This window comes from Microcoleus asticus IPMA8 (assembly GCF_013179805.1).
Taxonomy (GTDB): domain Bacteria; phylum Cyanobacteriota; class Cyanobacteriia; order Cyanobacteriales; family Microcoleaceae; genus Microcoleus; species Microcoleus asticus.
Genome location: NZ_SRRZ01000067.1, coordinates 1 through 20,101, shown reverse-complemented (window position 1 = coordinate 20,101; position 20,101 = coordinate 1). Strand labels below are relative to the sequence as shown.

Annotated in this window: 17 protein-coding genes and 1 pseudogene; 8 read left to right on the top strand and 10 right to left on the bottom strand. The window is 46.5% G+C overall.

Annotated features, from left to right (window positions below; genetic code table 11):
• Positions 1 to 98: 98 nt before the first annotated feature.
• Positions 99 to 4,133 (bottom strand): EAL domain-containing protein, encoded by a 4,035-nt coding sequence (locus E5S67_RS18360; RefSeq protein ID WP_172189641.1) that lies wholly within the window; start codon positions 4,131 to 4,133, stop codon positions 99 to 101.
• Between the two features lie 571 nt (positions 4,134 to 4,704).
• On the opposite strand from E5S67_RS18360, the gene acnB reads away from it, so the two are divergent.
• The 4 genes from acnB (at position 4,705) to E5S67_RS18340 (ending at position 8,735) form a co-directional block, all read left to right on the top strand.
• Positions 4,705 to 7,320 carry a bifunctional aconitate hydratase 2/2-methylisocitrate dehydratase gene (acnB, locus tag E5S67_RS18355; protein WP_172189639.1) on the top strand — a complete coding sequence of 872 codons (2,616 nt, stop codon included), beginning with the start codon at positions 4,705 to 4,707 and terminating at the stop codon, positions 7,318 to 7,320.
• 70 nt (positions 7,321 to 7,390) lie between these two features.
• Positions 7,391 to 7,804, top strand: coding sequence for a hypothetical protein (locus E5S67_RS18350; RefSeq protein WP_172189638.1), 414 nt, complete (start codon positions 7,391 to 7,393; stop codon positions 7,802 to 7,804).
• The gene (locus tag E5S67_RS18345; protein WP_172189637.1) at positions 7,801 to 8,250 is read left to right on the top strand and encodes a PIN domain-containing protein; all 450 of its coding nucleotides are present in this window, start codon (positions 7,801 to 7,803) and stop codon (positions 8,248 to 8,250) included. Before E5S67_RS18350 ends, E5S67_RS18345 begins: the two co-directional genes overlap by 4 nt.
• Before the next feature lie 104 nt (positions 8,251 to 8,354).
• Positions 8,355 to 8,735 carry a cupin domain-containing protein gene (locus tag E5S67_RS18340; RefSeq protein WP_246276847.1) on the top strand — a complete coding sequence of 127 codons (381 nt, stop codon included), beginning with the start codon at positions 8,355 to 8,357 and terminating at the stop codon, positions 8,733 to 8,735.
• A gap of 194 nt (positions 8,736 to 8,929) precedes the next feature.
• Here E5S67_RS18340 and E5S67_RS18335 read toward each other — a convergent pair whose 3' ends face one another.
• Both E5S67_RS18335 and E5S67_RS18330 read right to left on the bottom strand, forming a co-directional pair.
• On the bottom strand, positions 8,930 to 9,589 hold the full coding sequence (locus tag E5S67_RS18335) for a pentapeptide repeat-containing protein (protein ID WP_172189636.1): 660 nt from the start codon (positions 9,587 to 9,589) through the stop codon (positions 8,930 to 8,932).
• A gap of 160 nt (positions 9,590 to 9,749) precedes the next feature.
• Positions 9,750 to 11,399, bottom strand: a complete 1,650-nt coding sequence (locus E5S67_RS18330) for an ABC transporter substrate-binding protein (protein ID WP_172189635.1) — start codon at positions 11,397 to 11,399, stop codon at positions 9,750 to 9,752.
• Positions 11,400 to 11,469: 70 nt separating this feature from the next.
• Between E5S67_RS18330 and E5S67_RS34065 the strand changes: the two genes are divergently transcribed.
• A complete protein-coding gene (locus tag E5S67_RS34065) occupies positions 11,470 to 11,592 on the top strand; it encodes a hypothetical protein (RefSeq protein WP_281363551.1) in 123 nt (40 codons plus the stop codon).
• Positions 11,593 to 11,732: 140 nt separating this feature from the next.
• Here E5S67_RS34065 and E5S67_RS18325 read toward each other — a convergent pair whose 3' ends face one another.
• The 5 genes and pseudogenes from E5S67_RS18325 to E5S67_RS18305 form a co-directional block, all read right to left on the bottom strand.
• Positions 11,733 to 13,208, bottom strand: coding sequence for an adenylate/guanylate cyclase domain-containing protein (locus E5S67_RS18325; protein WP_172189634.1), 1,476 nt, complete (start codon positions 13,206 to 13,208; stop codon positions 11,733 to 11,735).
• A 70-nt stretch (positions 13,209 to 13,278) separates the two neighbouring features.
• Entirely contained in the window at positions 13,279 to 13,623 is a 345-nt protein-coding gene (locus E5S67_RS18320) for a slr1659 superfamily regulator (RefSeq protein WP_172189633.1), read from the bottom strand.
• 46 nt (positions 13,624 to 13,669) lie between these two features.
• Entirely contained in the window at positions 13,670 to 14,248 is a 579-nt protein-coding gene (locus E5S67_RS18315; protein WP_172189632.1) for a slr1658 family protein, read from the bottom strand.
• Positions 14,249 to 14,321: 73 nt separating this feature from the next.
• Positions 14,322 to 14,648, bottom strand: a pseudogene (locus E5S67_RS18310) (PP2C family protein-serine/threonine phosphatase); the annotation flags it as partial.
• A 235-nt stretch (positions 14,649 to 14,883) separates the two neighbouring features.
• On the bottom strand, positions 14,884 to 15,312 hold the full coding sequence (locus tag E5S67_RS18305) for a hypothetical protein (protein WP_172189629.1): 429 nt from the start codon (positions 15,310 to 15,312) through the stop codon (positions 14,884 to 14,886).
• A gap of 373 nt (positions 15,313 to 15,685) precedes the next feature.
• Here E5S67_RS18305 and E5S67_RS18300 point away from each other — a divergent pair, with 373 nt between their 5' ends.
• Both E5S67_RS18300 and E5S67_RS18295 read left to right on the top strand, forming a co-directional pair.
• Positions 15,686 to 15,823 (top strand): hypothetical protein, encoded by a 138-nt coding sequence (locus tag E5S67_RS18300; RefSeq protein ID WP_172189627.1) that lies wholly within the window; start codon positions 15,686 to 15,688, stop codon positions 15,821 to 15,823.
• A gap of 17 nt (positions 15,824 to 15,840) precedes the next feature.
• On the top strand, positions 15,841 to 16,422 hold the full coding sequence (locus E5S67_RS18295) for a hypothetical protein (protein WP_172189625.1): 582 nt from the start codon (positions 15,841 to 15,843) through the stop codon (positions 16,420 to 16,422).
• Positions 16,423 to 16,600: 178 nt separating this feature from the next.
• Here the strand turns inward: E5S67_RS18295 and mnmA are convergent, their stop codons facing one another.
• The gene (mnmA, locus tag E5S67_RS18290) at positions 16,601 to 17,692 is read right to left on the bottom strand and encodes a tRNA 2-thiouridine(34) synthase MnmA (protein ID WP_172189623.1); all 1,092 of its coding nucleotides are present in this window, start codon (positions 17,690 to 17,692) and stop codon (positions 16,601 to 16,603) included.
• 114 nt (positions 17,693 to 17,806) lie between these two features.
• Between mnmA and E5S67_RS18285 the strand changes: the two genes are divergently transcribed.
• The gene (locus E5S67_RS18285; RefSeq protein ID WP_172189620.1) at positions 17,807 to 19,456 is read left to right on the top strand and encodes an NAD(P)H-hydrate dehydratase; all 1,650 of its coding nucleotides are present in this window, start codon (positions 17,807 to 17,809) and stop codon (positions 19,454 to 19,456) included.
• Between the two features lie 113 nt (positions 19,457 to 19,569).
• Here E5S67_RS18285 and E5S67_RS32535 read toward each other — a convergent pair whose 3' ends face one another.
• Positions 19,570 to 19,905, bottom strand: a complete 336-nt coding sequence (locus E5S67_RS32535) for a hypothetical protein (RefSeq protein ID WP_216670552.1) — start codon at positions 19,903 to 19,905, stop codon at positions 19,570 to 19,572.
• Between the last annotated feature and the right edge of the window lie 196 nt (positions 19,906 to 20,101).

Genomic DNA, 20,101 nt, shown 5'->3' with positions numbered 1-20,101 from the left:
TCCCTAGCTGACGTACCATACTTCACTTTATTACCAATTACCAATTACCAATTTCCCATTCCCCATTCCCCATTCCCCATTACCAATTTGTACCTCACTCACTTGAGAATTGCTCTATTACCGAGATTTATCAGCATTTCTGTCACTGCGGAACTGTCCAAAGGTTTAGAAAACCAATATCCCTGAGCTAATTCACAGCCTAGTTCTCGAAGCTGTGCTAACTGTTCGGCTGTCTCAACACCTTCGGCGATCGCATTCAATCCCAAATTGTGAGCCAAAGTCACGATCGCCCGCACAATCTGCAAAGGCTGACCCCCGCCGTCACCGTTTTCGACAGCCCCCAAGCGACTCACAAAAGATCGATCGATCTTCAGCGTATCCAGCGGAAAGCGGTGCAAGTAACTCAAAGACGAATAGCCAGTACCGAAATCGTCGATCGACAATCGAATATTTCTACCTTTTAATTGGGCTAGCACAATATTGGCTTTCTTCACATTTTCCACGAGCGCGCTTTCAGTAATCTCCAATTTTAAACAGCTCGGAGCGCAGCCAGTTTCTGCTAAAATTTCATCGATTTGCTCGATCAAATTCGCCAGACCTAACTGTTTCGGAGAAAGATTGACGCTCATTGTTAATTGCGAAGGATCGATAATTGGTAATTGAAAATTGGGAATTGGTAACTGGGAACTTGTATTGAGGGTAGCCGAAGTATTGGTAATTGGGTATTGGGAATTGGTAACTGGGGAGTGGAAATCGGTAATCGGAAATTGGTAACTGGAAATTGGTAATTTTTTACCGATTATTTCTTCCATGTTCCTTCTTCCCTGTTCCTCATTTCCTCTATCTGTTAAATCAGTTAAATTCCGTAGATTGCCCGCTGCCCTCTTCCCTCTTCTTTCTTCATTCTTCCTTTTTCTGACTTCCATCGAACTTCTTCCATCTTCCTCCGTTAACATTTCTTGCCAAAGGCGCAATTGCTGACAAGCTTCCCGCAACACCCAGGCTCCCAGAGGCACGATCAAACCTGTTTCTTCAGCTACAGGAATAAAAGTAGACGGCGGAACTAGACCCCGAACCGGGTGATGCCAGCGCACCAAAGCCTCAAAACCCTCGATCGCACCGCTGGCGATCGAAACAATCGGTTGGTAGTGCACAATAAAGTGCGAGCATTGATCTTTGCTTTCCCCTAATTCCTCCTTGCCCAAAATAGCCAACCGCAGGTCATTTTCTAACTGCAACAGCGACATAGTTTGGTCGTGCATTGCCAAATTAAACACCTCGTGGCGGGCCTTGCCCAAAGCTTTAGCGCGGTACATAGCGATGTCAGCATCGCGTAGGAATTCTTCCGGGTGAGTGTAGAGATTCGATTCGCCACTGTCTGCGGTTTCGCCTCGACTGAAAACAATGCCAATGCTAGCAGTGGTAAATACTTCGTGCCCTTCGATATGAAACGGCATCGTCAGTTCTTTTTGTATCTTTTTAGCTGCTAGGGTCGCGTCGCTGAGGCTGTGAATGTGGTCTAGCAGGATGGTGAATTCGTCTCCCCCCAGCCTAGCCACGGTATCAGAAGCCCGCACGCAGGTTTGCAGCCGATCCGCGAGGGCGACTAGGAGTTTGTCTCCTAAAACGTGTCCTAAAGAATCATTAACTACTTTGAAGCGGTCTAAATCTAAGAAAAGTAAACCAAATTTGTAATCGGCAGACTGATTGGATCGGCGAATGGCTTGTCCTAGCCTGTCGATGAACAAAACGCGGTTAGGCAAACCTGTCAGCGCATCGTGAAAAGCGCCGTGCAGCAGTTGCCGTTCTACTCGCTTGCGCTCGGTGACATCTCGGATAATAATCTGGGCGGCGGTCAAGCCTTGATAAGTAGCGGGGATGCCGACAACTTCAACGTCTATTATTTGTCCGTCGAGCCGCATCAGTTTTTGTTCGGCAAGGTCGATCGGCTTATTTTCTTTCTCGACTAGCCGGATGCGCTCTCTGGCTGTTTCCACATAGTTTGGATGGACGAAATGCAATACCGGAAAGCCGATTAGGGCATCGGGAGAGCTCGCACCCAGGAGTTTAGCGCCGGCAGCATTGATGTAGGCGATTCTCCCTTGACTGTGAACGGCGATCGCTTCGGGAGATAGTTCTACTAAACGGCGATAGCGTTCTTCACTTTCTTGGAGAGATACTATCAACTCGCATCGCTCTTTTTCAGCCTGCTGGCGTTCGACTTCCATTTGGTGAACCGCCAGAATTTTACCGATGCTTTGAGCCATCAATTCTATGATTTCTATTTCCTCGTACTTGAATTGTCTTTTTTTTATTTCTGGTGAACTAAAACTTAAAGTTCCGTATGTTTTATTGTTAACAAATATCGGCGTTCCGATGTAAGATTCTGATTTGCAGCTTTGATAAGCTGGATGTTCGCGCATCTCAATGTCTGCTCCTATATGAGAATACGCAACTGTTTTGTTGAGTTTAATGACTGCGGCGCAGTAAGTATCGCTGAGGTTCAATTCTAAGCCTCGCACGAAGTATCCTAAATCTGTTTTCGCTGCCTGCACAATAAAAGTTTCGCTCTCAACTTCAGCCATAATCCCTATAGAAAGTCCAAACATCAAACAGCCTGCTGTTAGATAATCGTCAACCAGTTCTTCAAAGTTTTGATAATGATAAGTTGTAATCCGGTGCAAGTGTTTGAGATTAGCGCTAAAAGCTGCTAAAGCTTGAGAATTTAAAAATAATTCTTCTTCCGATCGCTGGCGGTCGGTAATGTCTGTTTGCACTCCAATAAAGTGGGTTAAGTGCCGCCGCGAGTTGTAAACCGGAGCGATCGACAGTTCGTGCCAAAAAGGCGTGCCGTCTTTCCTAAAGTTGCGCAGGATAACTTGACATTCTCTGCCTTCTTCAATCGCACTTCGCAATTGTTTGGCAGCGGCGGTGTCCCTGTCGGCGCCCTGCAAAAATCGGCAATTTTTCCCCATTAACTCGTCTCTGCGATAACCGGTGATCCGCTCAAAACTGGGATTGACATAAATAATCGGATTATCTGCAACGGTCGCGTCGGTGATTGCAATGCCGTTGCTGCAACTTTCGATCGCCCGTTCCATCATTTGTAAGCGTTCTTGCGATATGATGCGCTCGATCGCCGCGGCTAATACGTTGGCGATCGCTTCTACAAAATAAACGTCATCTTGACTGAAAACCCGCCCTTGGCTGGTATGCACCCCCAAAATGCCCCAGGCCGGCGAGGAGGAACTGTTCGCTGGTTCTGCTTGTCCCCAGTTGCTTCCCACTCCCCGATTGCCGGGAATGATGACAGTGACGCCGCTGACAGCCCGGTGGTTGTGCAGCAGCGGCAACTCGCTAAAGCGCGTTTCCACGCGCAAATCTTCGACGATAGTCGGTTCGCCCACTAGCAATGTGTAACCTGCTTGCGATCGGGCAGAAGCGGTAACAGTAGCGCTGCCGACGAGGCCCGGCTGCCAGCCAACCCCCGCTCGCAGCATAAAAGCATGGCCAGAGGGCAACAGTTCTAACAACTGACAATAATCAACGTCCAGCGTTTGAGCAATTAAAACCGCAGCTTTGTCCATCAGTGCAGACAAATCTGTTTCAGCCAGGGCCTGCTGCCCCAAGTAAGCGACGGCCGCTTGCTGGCGGGCCCGCAAGTGGATTGACGCGAGCAATTCCTGCTCCTTCGCGGCGGCTCGCTTGCGATCGGTAATGTCGCTGAACACCGACAGAACAGCTTTCCCCGACACCAATGTCAGATACCGCATCGATACACTTGCCCAAAACAGCGTACCGTCAGCTTTTTTAAGCCGGACTTCAGTCTCGCGGACGTGTTCGTTGCGGGCGAGCCGCAACAGCAATTCCTGGCGCTCTGCAGGGTTGTGGTAGAGCATTTCGGCTTTTTGGCGCTCGATCGACTTGAATCCTGTGAACCCGAAAGTCTGACGGCATAAATCGTTACTATAAAGAATTGTGCCGTCCGCCAGACTGCTGACGATCAGGGGCATCGGCATCGAGTTGCCGATCGTCAGCAGTAATTCTGTCGTTCCTTGCAGCTCTTTGTACAAGTCTGCCTTGGAGGCACAGCCCTGACAGTCTTCAGAGTTTTCAGGGATAAAACTTTCCATTTGTTAACCGATCCATTAGCAGGACAACTTTTTTCAACTTGCGGTAAATGACGATTTCAGATGCAGAGCATTGGTAACAACTGAAGACTTAATTTCATTTGTCAATCAGTAATATTACGCAAAAAAACTGCTTTTCTAGGAGTGGAAATTCGCGATTTGGGAGTGAGCGGGCATAAATATGGCGCTCGGCATAATTCCTCGATCGCCCGAATCTGAGTTTTCTACCCAAAATCCGAGTAAACTTTGAGCATAATTGCTGATTGACAAATGCTTCCCTAGCTTAACTTGTTAGGAATGGATGCAGAGGACGATCGGCAGTAGCCCACAACACATTAATCTTAACCAGAACAATACCAATGAACGCCTTAAACTGCTCGGCTGGAGTTTGATACGATCCAATCTCGGTCGAGAGCACATCTGTCTTTGGTATGAAAATCTACAGTTTTTAAACTTGCGTTAAGTTTTTATGTATGGCGAGGTACTTTACCCAATCAGCAGCGGAAGCTCCTAATCTAAAAAGTAAAGTCACCTGCTTGCCAACCACCGAATACTATCCGAGGAGAGAGGAGAAATGCTTGAATCTTACCGCCGTACCGCTGCCGAACGGGCCGCTTTGGGAATTCCACCGCTGCCGCTAGACGCCCAGCAAACGTCGGAACTGTGTGAACTGCTGAAAAATCCGCCGGCTGGAGAAGAAGAAACCTTAATAGAATTATTGCGCGATCGCGTCCCGCCCGGAGTAGACAGCGCCGCCTACGTCAAAGCTGGTTTTTTAACCGGCATTGCTAAAGGTGAAATCCACAGCCCCCTAATTGCTCCCAAATGGGCAGTTTACCTGCTGGGGACAATGATGGGCGGTTACAACGTGCAATCTTTAATCGATTTGCTCAATCCCACTGCCGAAACCGCCATTGGCGCTACCGCAGCCCGGGCCTTGAGCAAAACCCTGTTAGTATTCGACGCCTTCCACGACATTCTGACTTTATCCGATACCAATCCCTACGCCAAGCAGGTAGTCGATTCTTGGGCTGCAGCCGAGTGGTTCACCAGCCGCCCCGTACTGCCGGAAGTCATTACCGTTACAGTCTTCAAAGTTCCCGGAGAAACGAATACTGACGACTTGTCGCCAGCACCTCATGCTACCACCCGGCCCGACATTCCCCTGCACGCTTTGGTGATGCTGGAAAGTAAGATACCAGGAGCTCTGCAAACGATCGCAGAGTTGAAGCAAAAAGGCCATCCCGTAGCCTACGTCGGCGATGTTGTCGGCACCGGTTCCTCGCGGAAATCGGCGATTAATTCGGTGCTGTGGCACATTGGCAATGATATTCCGTTTGTGCCGAACAAGCGCAGCGGCGGTTATATTCTGGGAAGTGCGATCGCCCCGATTTTCTTCAATACCGCTGAAGATTCCGGCGCTTTGCCGATCGAATGCGATGTCTCCAAAATGGAAACAGGAATGGTAATTACCATCCATCCCTACAAAGGCGAAATCACCAACGAAGCCGGAGAAATCATTTCCACCTTCACCCTCAAACCCGACACAATTCTAGACGAAGTTCGCGCCGGCGGCCGAATTCCGCTATTAATTGGACGCACTTTAACTGACAAAACCCGCGCAGCTTTAGGACTAGAACCCAGCACTATTTTCACCCGCCCGACTATTCCCACCGATACCGGCAAAGGCTTCACTTTAGCACAAAAAATGGTAGGCAAAGCTTGCGGTTTGTCCGGCGTTCGTCCCGGTACATCTTGTGAACCAGCCATGACAACAGTCGGCTCGCAAGATACCACCGGGCCGATGACTCGGGACGAATTGAAAGAACTTGCTTGTTTGGGATTTAGCGCCGATTTTGTAATTCAAAGTTTCTGCCACACCGCCGCTTATCCGAAACCAGTTGATGTCAAAACTCACCACGAATTGCCCGATTTCATGGCAGAGCGCGCCGGCATAGCTTTGCGCCCCGGAGACGGCATTATTCACTCTTGGCTGAACCGAATGTTATTGCCGGATACAGTGGGAACTGGGGGCGATTCTCACACTCGTTTTCCTTTGGGAATTTCCTTTCCTGCGGGTTCGGGATTGGTGGCTTTTGCTGCTGCTTTGGGCGTCATGCCTTTGGATATGCCGGAATCGGTATTAGTGCGGTTTAAAGGTGAATTGCAGCCGGGAGTAACGCTCAGGGATGTTGTGAATGCAATTCCCTATGTGGCAATTCAAAAAGGTTTGCTAACCGTCGAGAAACAGAACAAGAAAAACATCTTTTCTGGGCGGATTATGGAGATTGAAGGTTTGCCGAATTTGAAGGTCGAGCAGGCTTTTGAATTGACCGATGCGACGGCCGAGCGTTCTTGCGCCGGATGCACGATTAAATTGAGCGTGGAGACTGTTTCTGAGTACATTCGTTCCAACGTCGCGCTGCTGAAAAACATGGTGGCGCGGGGCTATCAAGATGCGCGGACGATGATGCGCCGGGTAGCGAAGATGGAGGAATGGCTGGCAAATCCGGTACTGCTGGAGGCTGATGCTGATGCGGAGTACGTGGAAATCATCGAAATCGATCTGAACGAGATTAAAGAGCCAATTGTGGCTGCTCCCAACGACCCGGATAATGTTAAGTTGTTGAGTGAGGTTGCGGGCGATCGGGTTGACGAAGTATTTGTCGGTTCTTGCATGACAAATATCGGTCACTACCGCGCCACAGCGAAGGTGTTGGAAGGTGCAGGGGAAGTGAAAACTCGCCTGTGGATTTGTCCGCCAACTCGGATGGACGAACAGCAACTCAAAGAAGAAGGTTATTACAGCATTTTTGGAGCTGCTGGAGCTCGCACAGAAATGCCCGGATGCAGTCTTTGTATGGGAAATCAAGCGCGGGTTAAAGATGCGACAACGGTGTTTTCAACTTCTACTCGCAACTTTAACAACCGCATGGGCAAAGATGCCCAAGTTTATCTCGGCTCGGCGGAATTGGCTGCCGTTTGTTCGCTGTTAGGTAGAATTCCCACAGTCCAAGAATACAACGACATTGTGTCCAAAAGAATCGATCCTTTTGCTAGTGATTTGTATCGGTATTTGAATTTCGATCAAATTGCTGGTTTTGAAGATGAAGGGCGAGTGATTGCTTTAGAAGATATGCCTCGCATTGAGGATATTTTGGGGATTCCTGATGGTGTTTTGAGCAGGTAAAAAGTGCGGCGGGCGATCGCCCGCCTTTTATTTATAATATGAGTAAATGAGAGAAAGAAGGAAAGTAATTATGTCAGAACAAGTTTTAAGCAGCGAAAGCCAAGGGACAGTAAAATCCGCGCCCGAAACTCCTACGGTTGAAGACAAAGAGAGCGATCGCCCCTTAAGCCAGCCGATCGCAGAATTTCTGGGCGTAATTCAGCAAACTCCCAGAGAATATTGGCCGAATTTACTTCAGATGATGCGCTTATTTATGGAAACGGTGACAGTAAAGCCCGTATTGTCCGAGCCTCCCCAGACATCTGAGAAAATAGACATTACTAAACTGTCGCTGGAGGAACGGATACAAAGAAATCAAGGTGCAATTGAATTATTGCGGTCGTGGCGAGAAGAGGATGACGAACAAGACCAAAAAGAAACTGCGGAATATCTAGAACAAGTGATAAATGAAGATCGGATGTCTAATCGACCCTTGTTTCAATGAGCAGAATAATTATTTTGGATTCTGGCCCATTAGGGATGGTAACAAACCCTCAAGCCAAACCTCCTTATTTGGAATGCCAACTTTGGCTAGACTCCTTACTACAAAATGGCGAAATGGTAATCCTGCCTGAAATTGCTGACTATGAGGTGCGGCGAGAATTGATTCGAGCGGGAAAAGAGAGAGGTATCAGAAAACTTGACCTATTCAAGAAGGTCCTTACATACCGTCCTTTGACTACAGAAGTAATGCTTTTGGCCGCTCAATTGTGGGCGCAAGCGAGAATGAGAGGAAGACCAACCGCAGAAGCCAATGCACTTGACGGGGATGTGATTTTGGCGGCTCAAGCAATATTGGAGGGAAGTGAAGGAAATCAGGTGGTAATTGCTACAACAAATGTGGGGCATTTGTCTCAATTTATTGATGCTCGTGAATGGCGGCTAATTTAGTAATGTTTAAATCGATCGCCCGATCGCACTTACCCGCTTACCCTATCCCTGATATACTTTTAACTACAGCTATTTTGGCAGACACCGTTAGCGAGATAAACAGGATGGTGGAAACAGTGGACACAATCGAAAAAATTGACGATCGCACACAAACCCGGTTTTGGGGCAAAGTTACAGTGATAGACGCGGGCGATCGTTACAAGATCAATCGCATTGAAGTCAAACCGGGACACCACATCAGCACCCAAATGCACTATCACCGCAGCGAGCACTGGGTTGTCGTCTCCGGTACCGCTAAAGTTATCTGCGACGACAAAGAGACGATTCTCATGCAGAAACAGTCAACCTACGTTCCCATGAATACTGCTCACCGCGTAGAAAATCCAGGCGTTATTCCCCTGGTGATGATTGAAATCCAAAATGGCGAATACCTCGGCGATGATGACATTATCCGCTTCGCCCAAGATACTCAGGAAGAAGATTGAGCCGACATCAAAATATGAAGCAATCGCAGATGCCAGCGAAAAGCTTCTCGCACCGAACAACGATCCGCGCAGCGACCGGAAACGAGATAAATCCTACAAATAAAAAAAATGTAGGGGCAATTTCAGAATTGCCCCTACATTATTATATTAAGCTTTTTAAGCACCAGAGTTTGATATAGCAATTGGCGATCGTCCTACGGCAGAGAAGCGTTTTTCAAATCTACATTTGCCATATTGGCATTCTTTAAATTAGCACCGGTCAAGTCGGAACCGTTCAAATTTGCATTGGTCAAATTTGCATTGGTCAAATTTGCATCCCGCAAGTTGACTCCCTGTACGTCTATTCCCGATACACTGCCACCTCTGAGGCTGATATCAGCTAAATTCGCAACGGACTGGCGAGCATTTCTCAGGTTCGCACCCGCCAAATCTGCGCTTTCTAAATTAGCACCGATTAAATTAGCGCTGGTGAGGTTGGTATTTTTCAAACTGGCAATCACTAAACCCGCCAGACTCAGATTAGCGCGGCTCAAATCAGCACCCTCCAAATTGGCACCGTGCAATTTAGCCCCAATTAAACTCGCACCTTGCAATTTAGCTTTTTTCAGATTTGCTTCGTTCAATTTGGCTTCGTTCAAATTTGCACCGTTCAAATTTGCACCCCGCAGATTCGCACCGCTCAAATCTGCTCCGCTCAGATCAATACCAGCAAGTTGCGATCCTGTCAAGTCACATTTGCTACATTTTTTAGTTTCTAATAGTTGCTTGACTTGTGATACGTTTTCTGCTTTTGCTCCAGATGCCAAACCGATCGCAATCAGTAGCCCTGTTGTTGTTAAAATTCCAAGTTTCATATACTTACCCTCAGCAATATCTCTCTTTAATAATATCCCACATTATTTGAGAGGGTTGGGTGATGGGTCTCTTTCATAAACTGTGACAATCATCACCCTGTTGTGCAGAAAATATGCAATAATAATTGACGTTTCAACTCCTGCAAATTCTTGTAAAGAATTATTGCTTTTTCAGGAACCAAAAAGGAAAAGATTGTGTCGGTTCTAAACGGACGCCGGTAATATTTTTCTGAGCAAAGGTATAGTCCTTATCCTGCCAAAGAGGGATAAAAGGTACATCTTGACCCAGTATATCTTGAATTTCGGCAAAGAGGGCTTTGCGGGTTTGAGGGTTTGGTTCTTTTCGTTGCTTGTCGATCAGTTGATTTACCCGCTCGCTATAATAAAACGAACCCTGACCTTGACTAGCACCCTTTTCACAGCCCCCGGCGGCCGAACCGGTGGCACAATCCAAAAACGGCTGAATATAATTGTCGGCGTCGAAAAAGTCGGCATACCAATCAACTAAAACGGCAGGATAAATCCCCTTCTCTATATTTTGAAACAAAGTCGGAGATTCAACGCTGTTAATTTCAACCTGCATCATCCCGTCCATTTTTAATTTAGCTTGCGCCTCGATCGTACTCGCCACTAAAGCTCGTTTTGTGGAAGCTGAAGGATACCAAATTTGCAGAACAAAAGGATTGGCGGCCGAGTATCCCGCTTTCGTTAAAAGTTCCTTAGCCTTTGTAGTGTTAGCATCGCCGTACAGTTCTTTAAAAATCGGTTTTTGAACGTCGAAGGTTGTGGGAATCAAACTGTAAAGCGGTTGTGCTTGTCCCCGCAGTACGCGATCGTTAATCAGCGGGCGATCCATCGCTGCGGCGATCGCCTGTCTCACTTCTAACTTGTCCAGCGGTTGAGATTTGGTATTCAGCGTCATGTAACTAACCGTACTGCTTTCCCCGGCGATTTCCTGCCATTTGCCTTGTTTTGCTCCCTCGTCCAAGCTGCGAACTTGGTCTGCATCCATAGACAAATAAGCCACATCGACTCCACCAGTCCGAAAACTATTGAACAAATTTGACGAACTAGAAAGCAGCAAAAGGTCAATTCCTTGATTAACTGGTTTTTCTCCCCAATATTTGTCAAACACGTCAAACTTGAGAGAATCGCTGCCGTACTTCGCCAACTTGTAGCGTCCAGTTCCTACAAACGTATCGGGTTTAAATTTACCCTCCCCAATCTCGTAGGCTTTTGGAGAAACTGCACAAATACCGGCAAATGTCAACAGGGAAGGAAAAGCAGCAAAAGGCTTTTTGAGTTGAAAAGTTAATTCGTATTCGCCCGTCGCTTTCACAGATTCTACTGCATCGCTCAACAAGAAAGCAGGACGGCCGGCATTTTTGATAAACCGCTGCAAGGAAAATTCCATTGCTGCGGCGTTAAACGGTGTGTCGTCGTGAAAAATAACGCCTTGACGCAAGGGGATTGTATATGTCAACCCGTCTTGGCTAACTTTTGGAAGTGCTGTCGCTAAGTGGGGAATTAACTCAGTAGTTCCCGACTTGTAAGTGTAGAGAGTATCGCCCAAATTTTGCAGCAGTTGCCCCGATATAATTTCGTAAGCGTCCGCAGGGTCGATCGTCCGCAATTTCAAAGTTGTGCCAATAGTAACGCGGTTATTAACATTTTCGCCGCTCGCATTCACCGATCGATTGGCCCTCTGTCCGCAGCTTGCAGTTAACAAGCAGCACAGACAGAACAGAGCTATAGCTTTAATCACTGAAGGTTTTATAGATATTCTAGGCTGCTGCTTGTTGATTCTCATGGTCTTTTTTTGACACTCCAAATTACTCATAATATTATCACAACACTCCGGAGAGTTTCATGGTGTACTCGTGGGTGGGCTAGAAACTTGGTTTTTAGCAAAGCTCCTAGGTTTATTAACGAGCAATATAGTCGGAAACCGGATTTCTGAAGTCGCCAGTGCGATCGCCTCCGCTGGCATTTTGAGTTCCTAAGCTGAAACTCTTGGTTTTTCCATATCCTGTGCCTCGGCAAGGGTTGCCCTGATACCGATCGCCTTGAAACCGTCATTCTACGGTTGGTAATCAAAAACTCTCCGAGGTGTTGACTAACGACTAATGACTAATAACTTGCTTTAAATTCCTTTGAGGAGCGATCGCCAATCCCGACAGCGTTTCAGGTAAATACGAGCTACCGGATCGCTGGGATTTTTCCGCAAACACTCTTCAAACAATTTTCCCGCTTCCCGGAATTCCTTGCGATCGCACAGTAACATAGCTTCAGTATATACGGGCAAATTTGCTAGCTTAGCCGACCTAATTTCTGGCGGATCGGCATCAAATACCTCATAGACTACGACATATTGAGATTTTCCTTTTACCTGTACTTTATCCACAATCCGAATAGCATAATCAGCCGGATTTCGCAACCGTTCCAAAGTCTGCTGAGAAATTAACAGAGGTACGCCGTAATCTTTGGTCAATCCTTCAATGCGAGATGCCAAATTAACAGCATCGCTAATCACAGTGCTGTCCATTCGGCTTTTACCCCCGACTGTCCCCAGCATCAAAGAGCCAGAATTGATGCCAATGCCAATTTGAATTGGGATGTAGCCGACTTTTTGACGGTGTTCGTTGTAAGTAGTTAGAATATTTAGCATCGCAATACCCGCTTTAACTGCATCATCTGCACAGTCGCTAAACAGAGCCATAATTGCATCGCCGATGTATTTGTCAATAAACCCGTTATTGCTAGTAATGGCAGGCTCCATCCGCGAAAGGTAAGCATTGATAAATTTAAAATTTTCTTCCGGCGTCATAGTTTCCGAAAGCGCCGTGAAGTCGCGAATATCCGCAAACAGTACCGACATTTCCTGCTGCACTTGGTCGCCTAAATGGACTTCTATAATAGTGTCATATCCCAACAAATTTAGAAATTGATGTGGCACAAATCGCCCGTAGGCATCAGTTAATTCTGATTCGGCATCCAGGGATTTTCCCAAAGTTTGATTGACTTCAGATAGTTTCTTAATATTTTTTTGGCGATCGGCTTCAGCTTGTTTGCGTTCAGTGACATCTTGAAAAACTGCGATCGCAAAAGCAACTTTGCCACCCTCATCAAAAATTGGCGTTCCCCAAATCTCAACGGGAACTTTCTTGTCGGGTCGATGAATTTCCAGATCGTCAGATGTCGCGCTTTCGCCCCTCAAAGCTCGGACGATCGGCAAATTCTCGTAAGGGTAAATAGTATCAGTTCCCGCGATATAAATCTGATAACTTTCTGACAAATCCTCAACTGCATTTAACGGCAAAACCCCTTTACCGAATAACTGCTGTCCGGCGTGATTGACGTAGTAAGGTCTGCCTTGAGCATCGAGGACGGCCACGCCTATCGGAATCGCTTCCAGAAATTGAGCCAGCTTGATTTCGCCTTCCCGCACCGCCTCCAATGCCCGATAGCGCAACTCTGTTTCAATCGTATCGGAATGTTGAGCAGTAGTTTCCAGCAAGATTTCCAGATCCGCTTTTTCCTCCTTCAAGTCTTCCACTTGCTGGCGCAATCTTTCTATCTCTAAAAGTAGGTGTTCTCTAGATGGTTCTTCTTCCAGCATAACCCGAGAATTTGCGCCTCGACTAACAGAAAATTACTCAACAGACCGTACCCTAAAAGTAATCGTGTGTCTATACTAATTCCAACTGCAAACCAGGCATCAGGCGTTGGAAATTCTTCAAAGATTTATTTTGCCAAGCTATGCGTTGAGAACCTTGTACTGCCATTTGTACCCGAGCTTTTTGTCGCACCTCGATAATAAACTTCGACAGCATATTGATGCCAGCACTGTTCAAAATTTCTAACTGCTGCAAATTGAAGGTTATTTTCGTCTGTTCCAAGTCGGCTGCCTTGCCCAGAAACTGCATTATCGGTGCGTACTCCGCAGGCCCCCTCAGCCTGAGAGAGCCAAAAAAACTCACGGTTGCCGTTGCTGGATCGTAACAGATCCGGTAATCTTCTGTCTTAATTTCCATTGTCGCAAAAAAAATTTCCTTAGATATTATCGATCGGCAGCGTTGCTTATACTGTTAATTGCACCATAGTTGTCACCGCAATTACTTCTGGGTCTTTTTGCACGGTCTGGAATTTCCAGCCGATTTTGGCGGTATAATCGGTGAGCATGGTCAACAAACCCAATCCAGAATCGATACATTTTTCGTCAGCAGCATTTTTTTCCAACTGTTGAATGTAAAGCTCGCTCGGCTCGGAGGCCAGCAACTGCTGAATGTAAGCCTGAAACTTTTCCACAGCTTGCGGAGAGATACTGTTAGCAACTGAGAAAATCACTCTGTCGCTCTCTAATTGCAGTTTAATGTCGATCGGGTACTCCGAGGTTTCATCATTAAACTTCATAGCATTTTCTAATAACTCGTTAGCAATGTAGCTAACAGCGCTTTTCATTTCAGCTTGTCTTTCAATTGTCGAGGGGTCGTCTTCGTTTCCCGGAAAAAAAGTCGTCAAGTAGTCAGCCAGAAAATCCGCCGACAAACCGTTGTTCCGCCACCGCTGCTTCAGGGGGATCGAACTCGGAGAAAAGCCAATTATTAAGTATTCTTGGCTAGCTGACTGCTCGATGAAATCGCCGAAAGTCTGAATCATATCGATGTGAGAGGTAAAGTTTGAGAAGAGAAACATTACTGTATATATTTTAAGCTTGAGAAGAGAGATTTGATTAACTATTTTGTTTGAGTACCAGCAATGTGAAGTCATCAAAAACTTTTTGTTCGCCGATGTGCGATCGCACGTCCTTAATTACAGCGTGCCTGATTCCGGCAGCGGAACGCTGCCAATTAATCTCTATTACCTCAATTAACTTATCTAAAGCATAAAGCACTTTATCAATATTTTCAGCTTCCGTAATCCCGTCAGTGTACAGCACTACCACATCTCCTGAATGTAACGGCACAATTTTTTCAGCAACAAATTCAGCAATATCTGCATCCAGCCCGATCGGGAAACCCAAATCGACCGTATCAAATCGCTCGACAGAACCGTCTGCTCGAAAGAGTAATTAGTTGCGCTCTTTCTTCTGATGTGGCATCGGAATGCAGGCTAATTTTTTGAGAAATTAGCCTAATCTCTGATAAGATTTTTTCCATCTCTGGAAGATTCAGCAAAGTAGCATTCATCAAATAATAGGTATCCAAATCTGGATCGGAAATCAGATTGGAAGTATCGCAGGCGCGATCGCTCAGTCTATCAATGTCGCCAGCAAATGGTTGATATACAAAATTTTAATTTTCTAAAATCCACTGACTGTGGCGAAGTTTGAAGTTTTGCCAATCTTGATAAAGTTTAATAAACTTTTGAATACAAATTAATAGGTTGCCGAGCTGGATCTCGGTATTAACCAGGGATTGAAAGTTCGCGTCCACCTTAGCTTCTAAATCAGCTCTCGTATCTGGCAGGCTTAAATTTGTATTTAAAGGCTGATAATTTAAGAGTTGAAGTTTCGGTATGTATTCCCTCCACTTGCGCAGCCAGCGCAGGTATTGATTTCCGTAGATTTCTTTTGGGGAAAAATCAACCCTGCTGTTAATTTCCGAAATCAGCAAGTACATGACCAAGGTTAACGGTATTGCAAATATGAAACCGATTAAGGTAAAGTTTTGAGGATAGCTCAGCCTATTCATTAAATGGATGCCCAGGGATTTTCTGTTCATAGTCGATAGATTTCAACAAGATTGTACTAAAAAAGTAGCGATCGCTACTAAAGTAGTTTCGGGGACGATCGCTCTAAAAAACCACAATGCTAATACAATTAATCAGCGATAGCTGATTTAATTTCTAATGCGTTTTAGTCCTGTTGCAACAAATTTTGCGGCATCCCTGTGATATCCTTGGCTCAGCTCGCCTCCCACAGTCTAAAACACCTTTAGCAGTTTTGGAACGATGAATAGTTATTTGTACTGAAATTGTTGGGCAGAATTAGATGCTTTTAAGAATATTTACTTAAGCATAAATTTTTCTTAATACCCCCAGACTAAGGGTAAAAATTAAGTAATAACTGGGTAGTGCAAGTTTCCTGAAACACAAGTGCCCGCAGCGAGTAGAAAATACTTGCGCCGCACCAGCAGTCAAGTCGGTTCTGCACAAAGGAACCAACAGCACCACCAACAGTGTCTCAATCAGTATCTGCAGTTGAGTGTTCAGGAGCGATCGCGCATTGTGTAAAGTGAGGCAGAAGGCATATGATGAAACGAATCTCCAAAAATAACTCTCAAAACAATCAAAACCGAGACCAAAAGCAGCCCAATCCTTTAATATTGGCTTTGGTGCTAACAGGAATTCTTGCCTGGGAAATGTATCCGGCGCTAAGACAAACCGCAGCAGCTAACGCGGGCGCTCTCAAACATTCCCTCAGCCAGTTGGAAAGCCAACCACAGCAAATCGCGCAGCAATTTTCCGCTGCCGCGATGCCCCAAAAAATCAGCTATTCGGTATTTGCACTCAATAGTCTAATTTCCGAACCGGGCAATTTGGCCGAGAGTACGCGCCCAAATCCCCCGAACCAATTGCCCGCAACCGTAGCAGCAGCAGTTCGCCAAAACTTGTCGCGCTCCACTGGCATTGCTGCTGACAAGTTGAAAGTAACTGAATCGAGCAGACAAAGTTGGCCAAATACTTGTTTAGGACTCGCAAAAGCTGATGAAATTTGCGGTCAAATGATTGTCGAAGGTTGGCGGGTTGTGGTTTCTGATGGCAGCAAAACTTGGGTTTACCGCACTAATGCTAGGGGAAATGTGTTGCGCTTGGAAAAGAAAGTTAGGTAAATGTACCCCTGTGAAATGAAAAATAAATTTCCTTTTGGAACAGGCAAGATGCCTGTGAAGCGAAGAGTGAGTTTTTTTGTGGGTGGGGCTCACAAACAGGCAAGATGCCTGTGAAGCGAAGAGTGAGTTTTTTTGTGGGTGGTTTCTTGTGGGGTGGGCTTCTAGCCCGCCCCTTGCCTTAATTTGGGAGTTGGTTTCTTTCGATGATGCCGCCGCCCAAGAGCACGTCTCCGTCATACCAAACAGCGGCTTGTCCGGGGGTAATGCTCAACTGCGGTTCGTCAAAAATCAACTTAACTCTTGTACCGCTGGCTTTTTCCTCTGCTTGGGATGGTTCCACAGGAACAATTGTAGCGGGGACGGGGTGCGATCGATACCGAATCTGTACCTGAGCCCGAATCGGAGCAGTCGGCGCAGCCACAGAAACCCAATTCACTTTCTGGACAGTACATTCAGATTCTACCGCCAACTGCCGATCGCCCACAATTACCCGATTGCCAGCAGCATCGAGTTCAATCACGTACAGCGGTTCCGGTGCAGCAATCCCGAGTCCCTTCCGCTGGCCGATGGTGTAGTGGTGCACGCCGTCGTGCTGTCCGAGCACCCGCCCTGACTTGTCCACAATGTCACCCTTTTGCGGCGCAATGTACTTGTCCAGAAAAGCCCGCATCGAACCGTTACTTTCCACCAAGCACAAATCCTGACTTTCCGGCTTATCAGCAGTTTTCAAGCCAAATTCCGCCGCAATTCTGCGAGTTTCAGTCTTGGTAATTTCCCCCAAAGGAAACTCCGTACCCGCCAGCAAATCCTGTGTTAGATCGTACAAGAAATAAGACTGATCTTTCGCAGGGTCGATCGCCCGCAGCAACTGATAGCGACCCGTACCAGCATCGTACGTAATCCGAGCGTAGTGCCCTGTAGCAATTTTTTCAATTCCGAGTTCTTCGCGAGCATACTTGAGCATCGGGCCGAACTTCACAGTTTTATTGCACTGCGAACAAGGCAGAGGCGTAATTCCTGCGCTGTAACCTTCCACCAAATAATCGACAATACTTGCCTGAAAGACCTCGCGGCTGTCAACAATGTGGTGGGGTACGCCCAAATCTTCGCAAATTTTAGCTGCATCGACCATTCCCTCAGAGCAGCACTGACCTTTGCCCTTCATCAACCACAGCGTTAAACCCACCACTTCATATCCCTGATGGTGTAAAATTGCGGCTGCTGCGGAACTATCGACCCCGCCGGAGAGGCCTACAACAATCTTGTTCATGGTTGGAGAGAAATTGCTATTTTACTGTGAGTTAGTTCGATCGAGCTAATTTATTATACCACAAAGATACTACAACTTGCCACTGCTGCTGTTAGCTGAAATTTTAACACTAATATGACTATTCAAAAATTTGTTGTCACCGCCGACCAAATGCGGCAAATAGAAACGAGAATTTTTGCTGCTGGAATGCCAGTCGCAGCTTTAATGGAAAAAGTCGCGGGACTGATTGCTAGACGCATTCAGGAGCTTTTGAAGGGGGAAGGAAGTTCGGCAACAGATTGTATAACGGATGTAACTGATAGAAGGAAGAGGGGAGAATGGAAAAAGATTGACAATTCTCAATTGCCAGTTATCGGCGTATTGGTTGGGCCGGGACACAACGGCGGCGATGCTTTGGTTGTTGCCCGCGAATTGCACTTTCAAGGGTTCCAAGTAGTTATTTACTGCCCGTTTTCTAAACTAAAAGAACTAACCAAAAATCACGCTGATTATGCGCGCTGTTTAAATATTCCATTTGTTGACAAAATTGAACCGCTGAAAAACTGCGATTTGCTTGTAGATGGTTTATTTGGATTTGGATTAGAACGAGAAATTAATAACGCTACCGCCACAGCTATTGATGAAATAAATAATTTAAATATACCCATTTTTAGTATAGACATTCCGTCGGGAATTCATACAGATACCGGAGATTTTTTGGGAATGGCAATCCGGGCAAAACATACATTCTGCTTGGGCTTGTGGAAAATGGCATTTCTGCAAGACAGAGCGTTAGAATATATCGGCAGTTCCGAATTAATTGATTTTGATATTCCCGCAGCAGATATTGCAGCAATATTGGGCGAAACGCCAGCAGTACAACGCATTACAAAAGCATCTGCAACTCAGCATTTGCCGTTACCCCGATCGCCAATTTCGCACAAATACACCAACGGTCACTTACTAATTATTGCAGGTTCCCGCCGCTACAGCGGAGCCGCAATTTTGTCTGCATTGGGAGCAAGAGCCAGCGGTGTCGGAATGCTGTCAATCGCTGTTCCTGAGTCGATCAAACCGATGTTGAGCAGTCAGTTGCCAGAGGCATTAGTTATAGGATGTCCCGAAACCCAAAGCGGTGCAATTAGCGAGTTGCCAGTAGCAATTGATTTGGGCCTCTATGATGCGATCGCGGCAGGGCCTGGTCTGACATTGGAAGCGGCAATAGCTGTAGAATCTTTACTAGAGAGCGATCGACCTCTCGTGTTAGATGCTGACGGTTTAAATATCCTCGCTCAACTCGGCACAGTACCGATTTTGTCCGAACGCTCAGCACTGACAATTATCACGCCTCACCCGGGCGAATTCAAGCGTTTATTTCCCGAATTAGCCGACGAAACCGGCGACGATCGAATTGCGGCAACTCAAGCAGCAGCTCAGCTTTGCGGTGCAACGATATTGCTCAAAGGAGCCAGAGTTTGCATAAGTTGGAAGGATGAGGGCGATTCCCTAGGGGATAGCTGCGCTTCACGTACCATCACCTACCTCAATCCCGAAAGCACCCCAGCCCTCGCCAGAGGCGGCAGCGGCGATGTTCTCACAGGCTTGTTAGGGGGACTATTAGCAACTGCGATCGCCCGCAAATCCCCCGCCGAATCAGTTGCTGCAACAGCAGTTTGGTGGCACGCTCAAGCCGGAATCATGGCAGCCAAAGAACGGACAGAATTAGGAGTAGATGCCTTTACTTTGACACAGTATTTAATTCCAGCTTTGCGAGAATTTGCTTAGTCTAGATTGACAAAATACCCAGAGCCCCGACTTTTTTAAGAAGTCGGGGCTCTAACGCGCGATCGTATTTTACGTTTAATTAATTTGTCTTTCCACCCATCAGCACCTAAAGATTAGGGCTTTGAATCCAACTTATTGAGAATTGCGTTAAGTTTGACCAGCATTTCCGCGTTTTGCTTCTCCAGTGTTTCCACTTTGGCTTGTAGTTGAGTAAGTTCATCGGTTGAGTCGGCAACAGCAAGTTGACGAACATCTCGACCAAATCCCATCAAAGCAGGACGCTCAACATAAGTTACTCGGTGCAGTACCCGCCAAGCCTTGTTAGCCTTACCTTTAGCTTCTCGTAAAGCACGGGCTTCTTCGCTATTGCTGGCAAGCCATTCGGGGTCAACCACATAGCTAAAGAAGTCGTTAAAATTGTTGGTACTGCCTTCGAGGTAGAAACTCATAAAGCGGTAACGGTTGACCTTTTCCCCTGGTAGGACGGGATAGTCGTTGTAGTCGGTAATGCCGCGACCTTCGACACCGCTTAAATCGACATTTAACTGAATCCCCGTAATTGCTCAACTAGGGGAAAAAAGGGAGCCATGAATAGAGAGGGCTTGTTGAATAGCTTGATAAGCAGTTAAGCCCTGCCTTTTACCC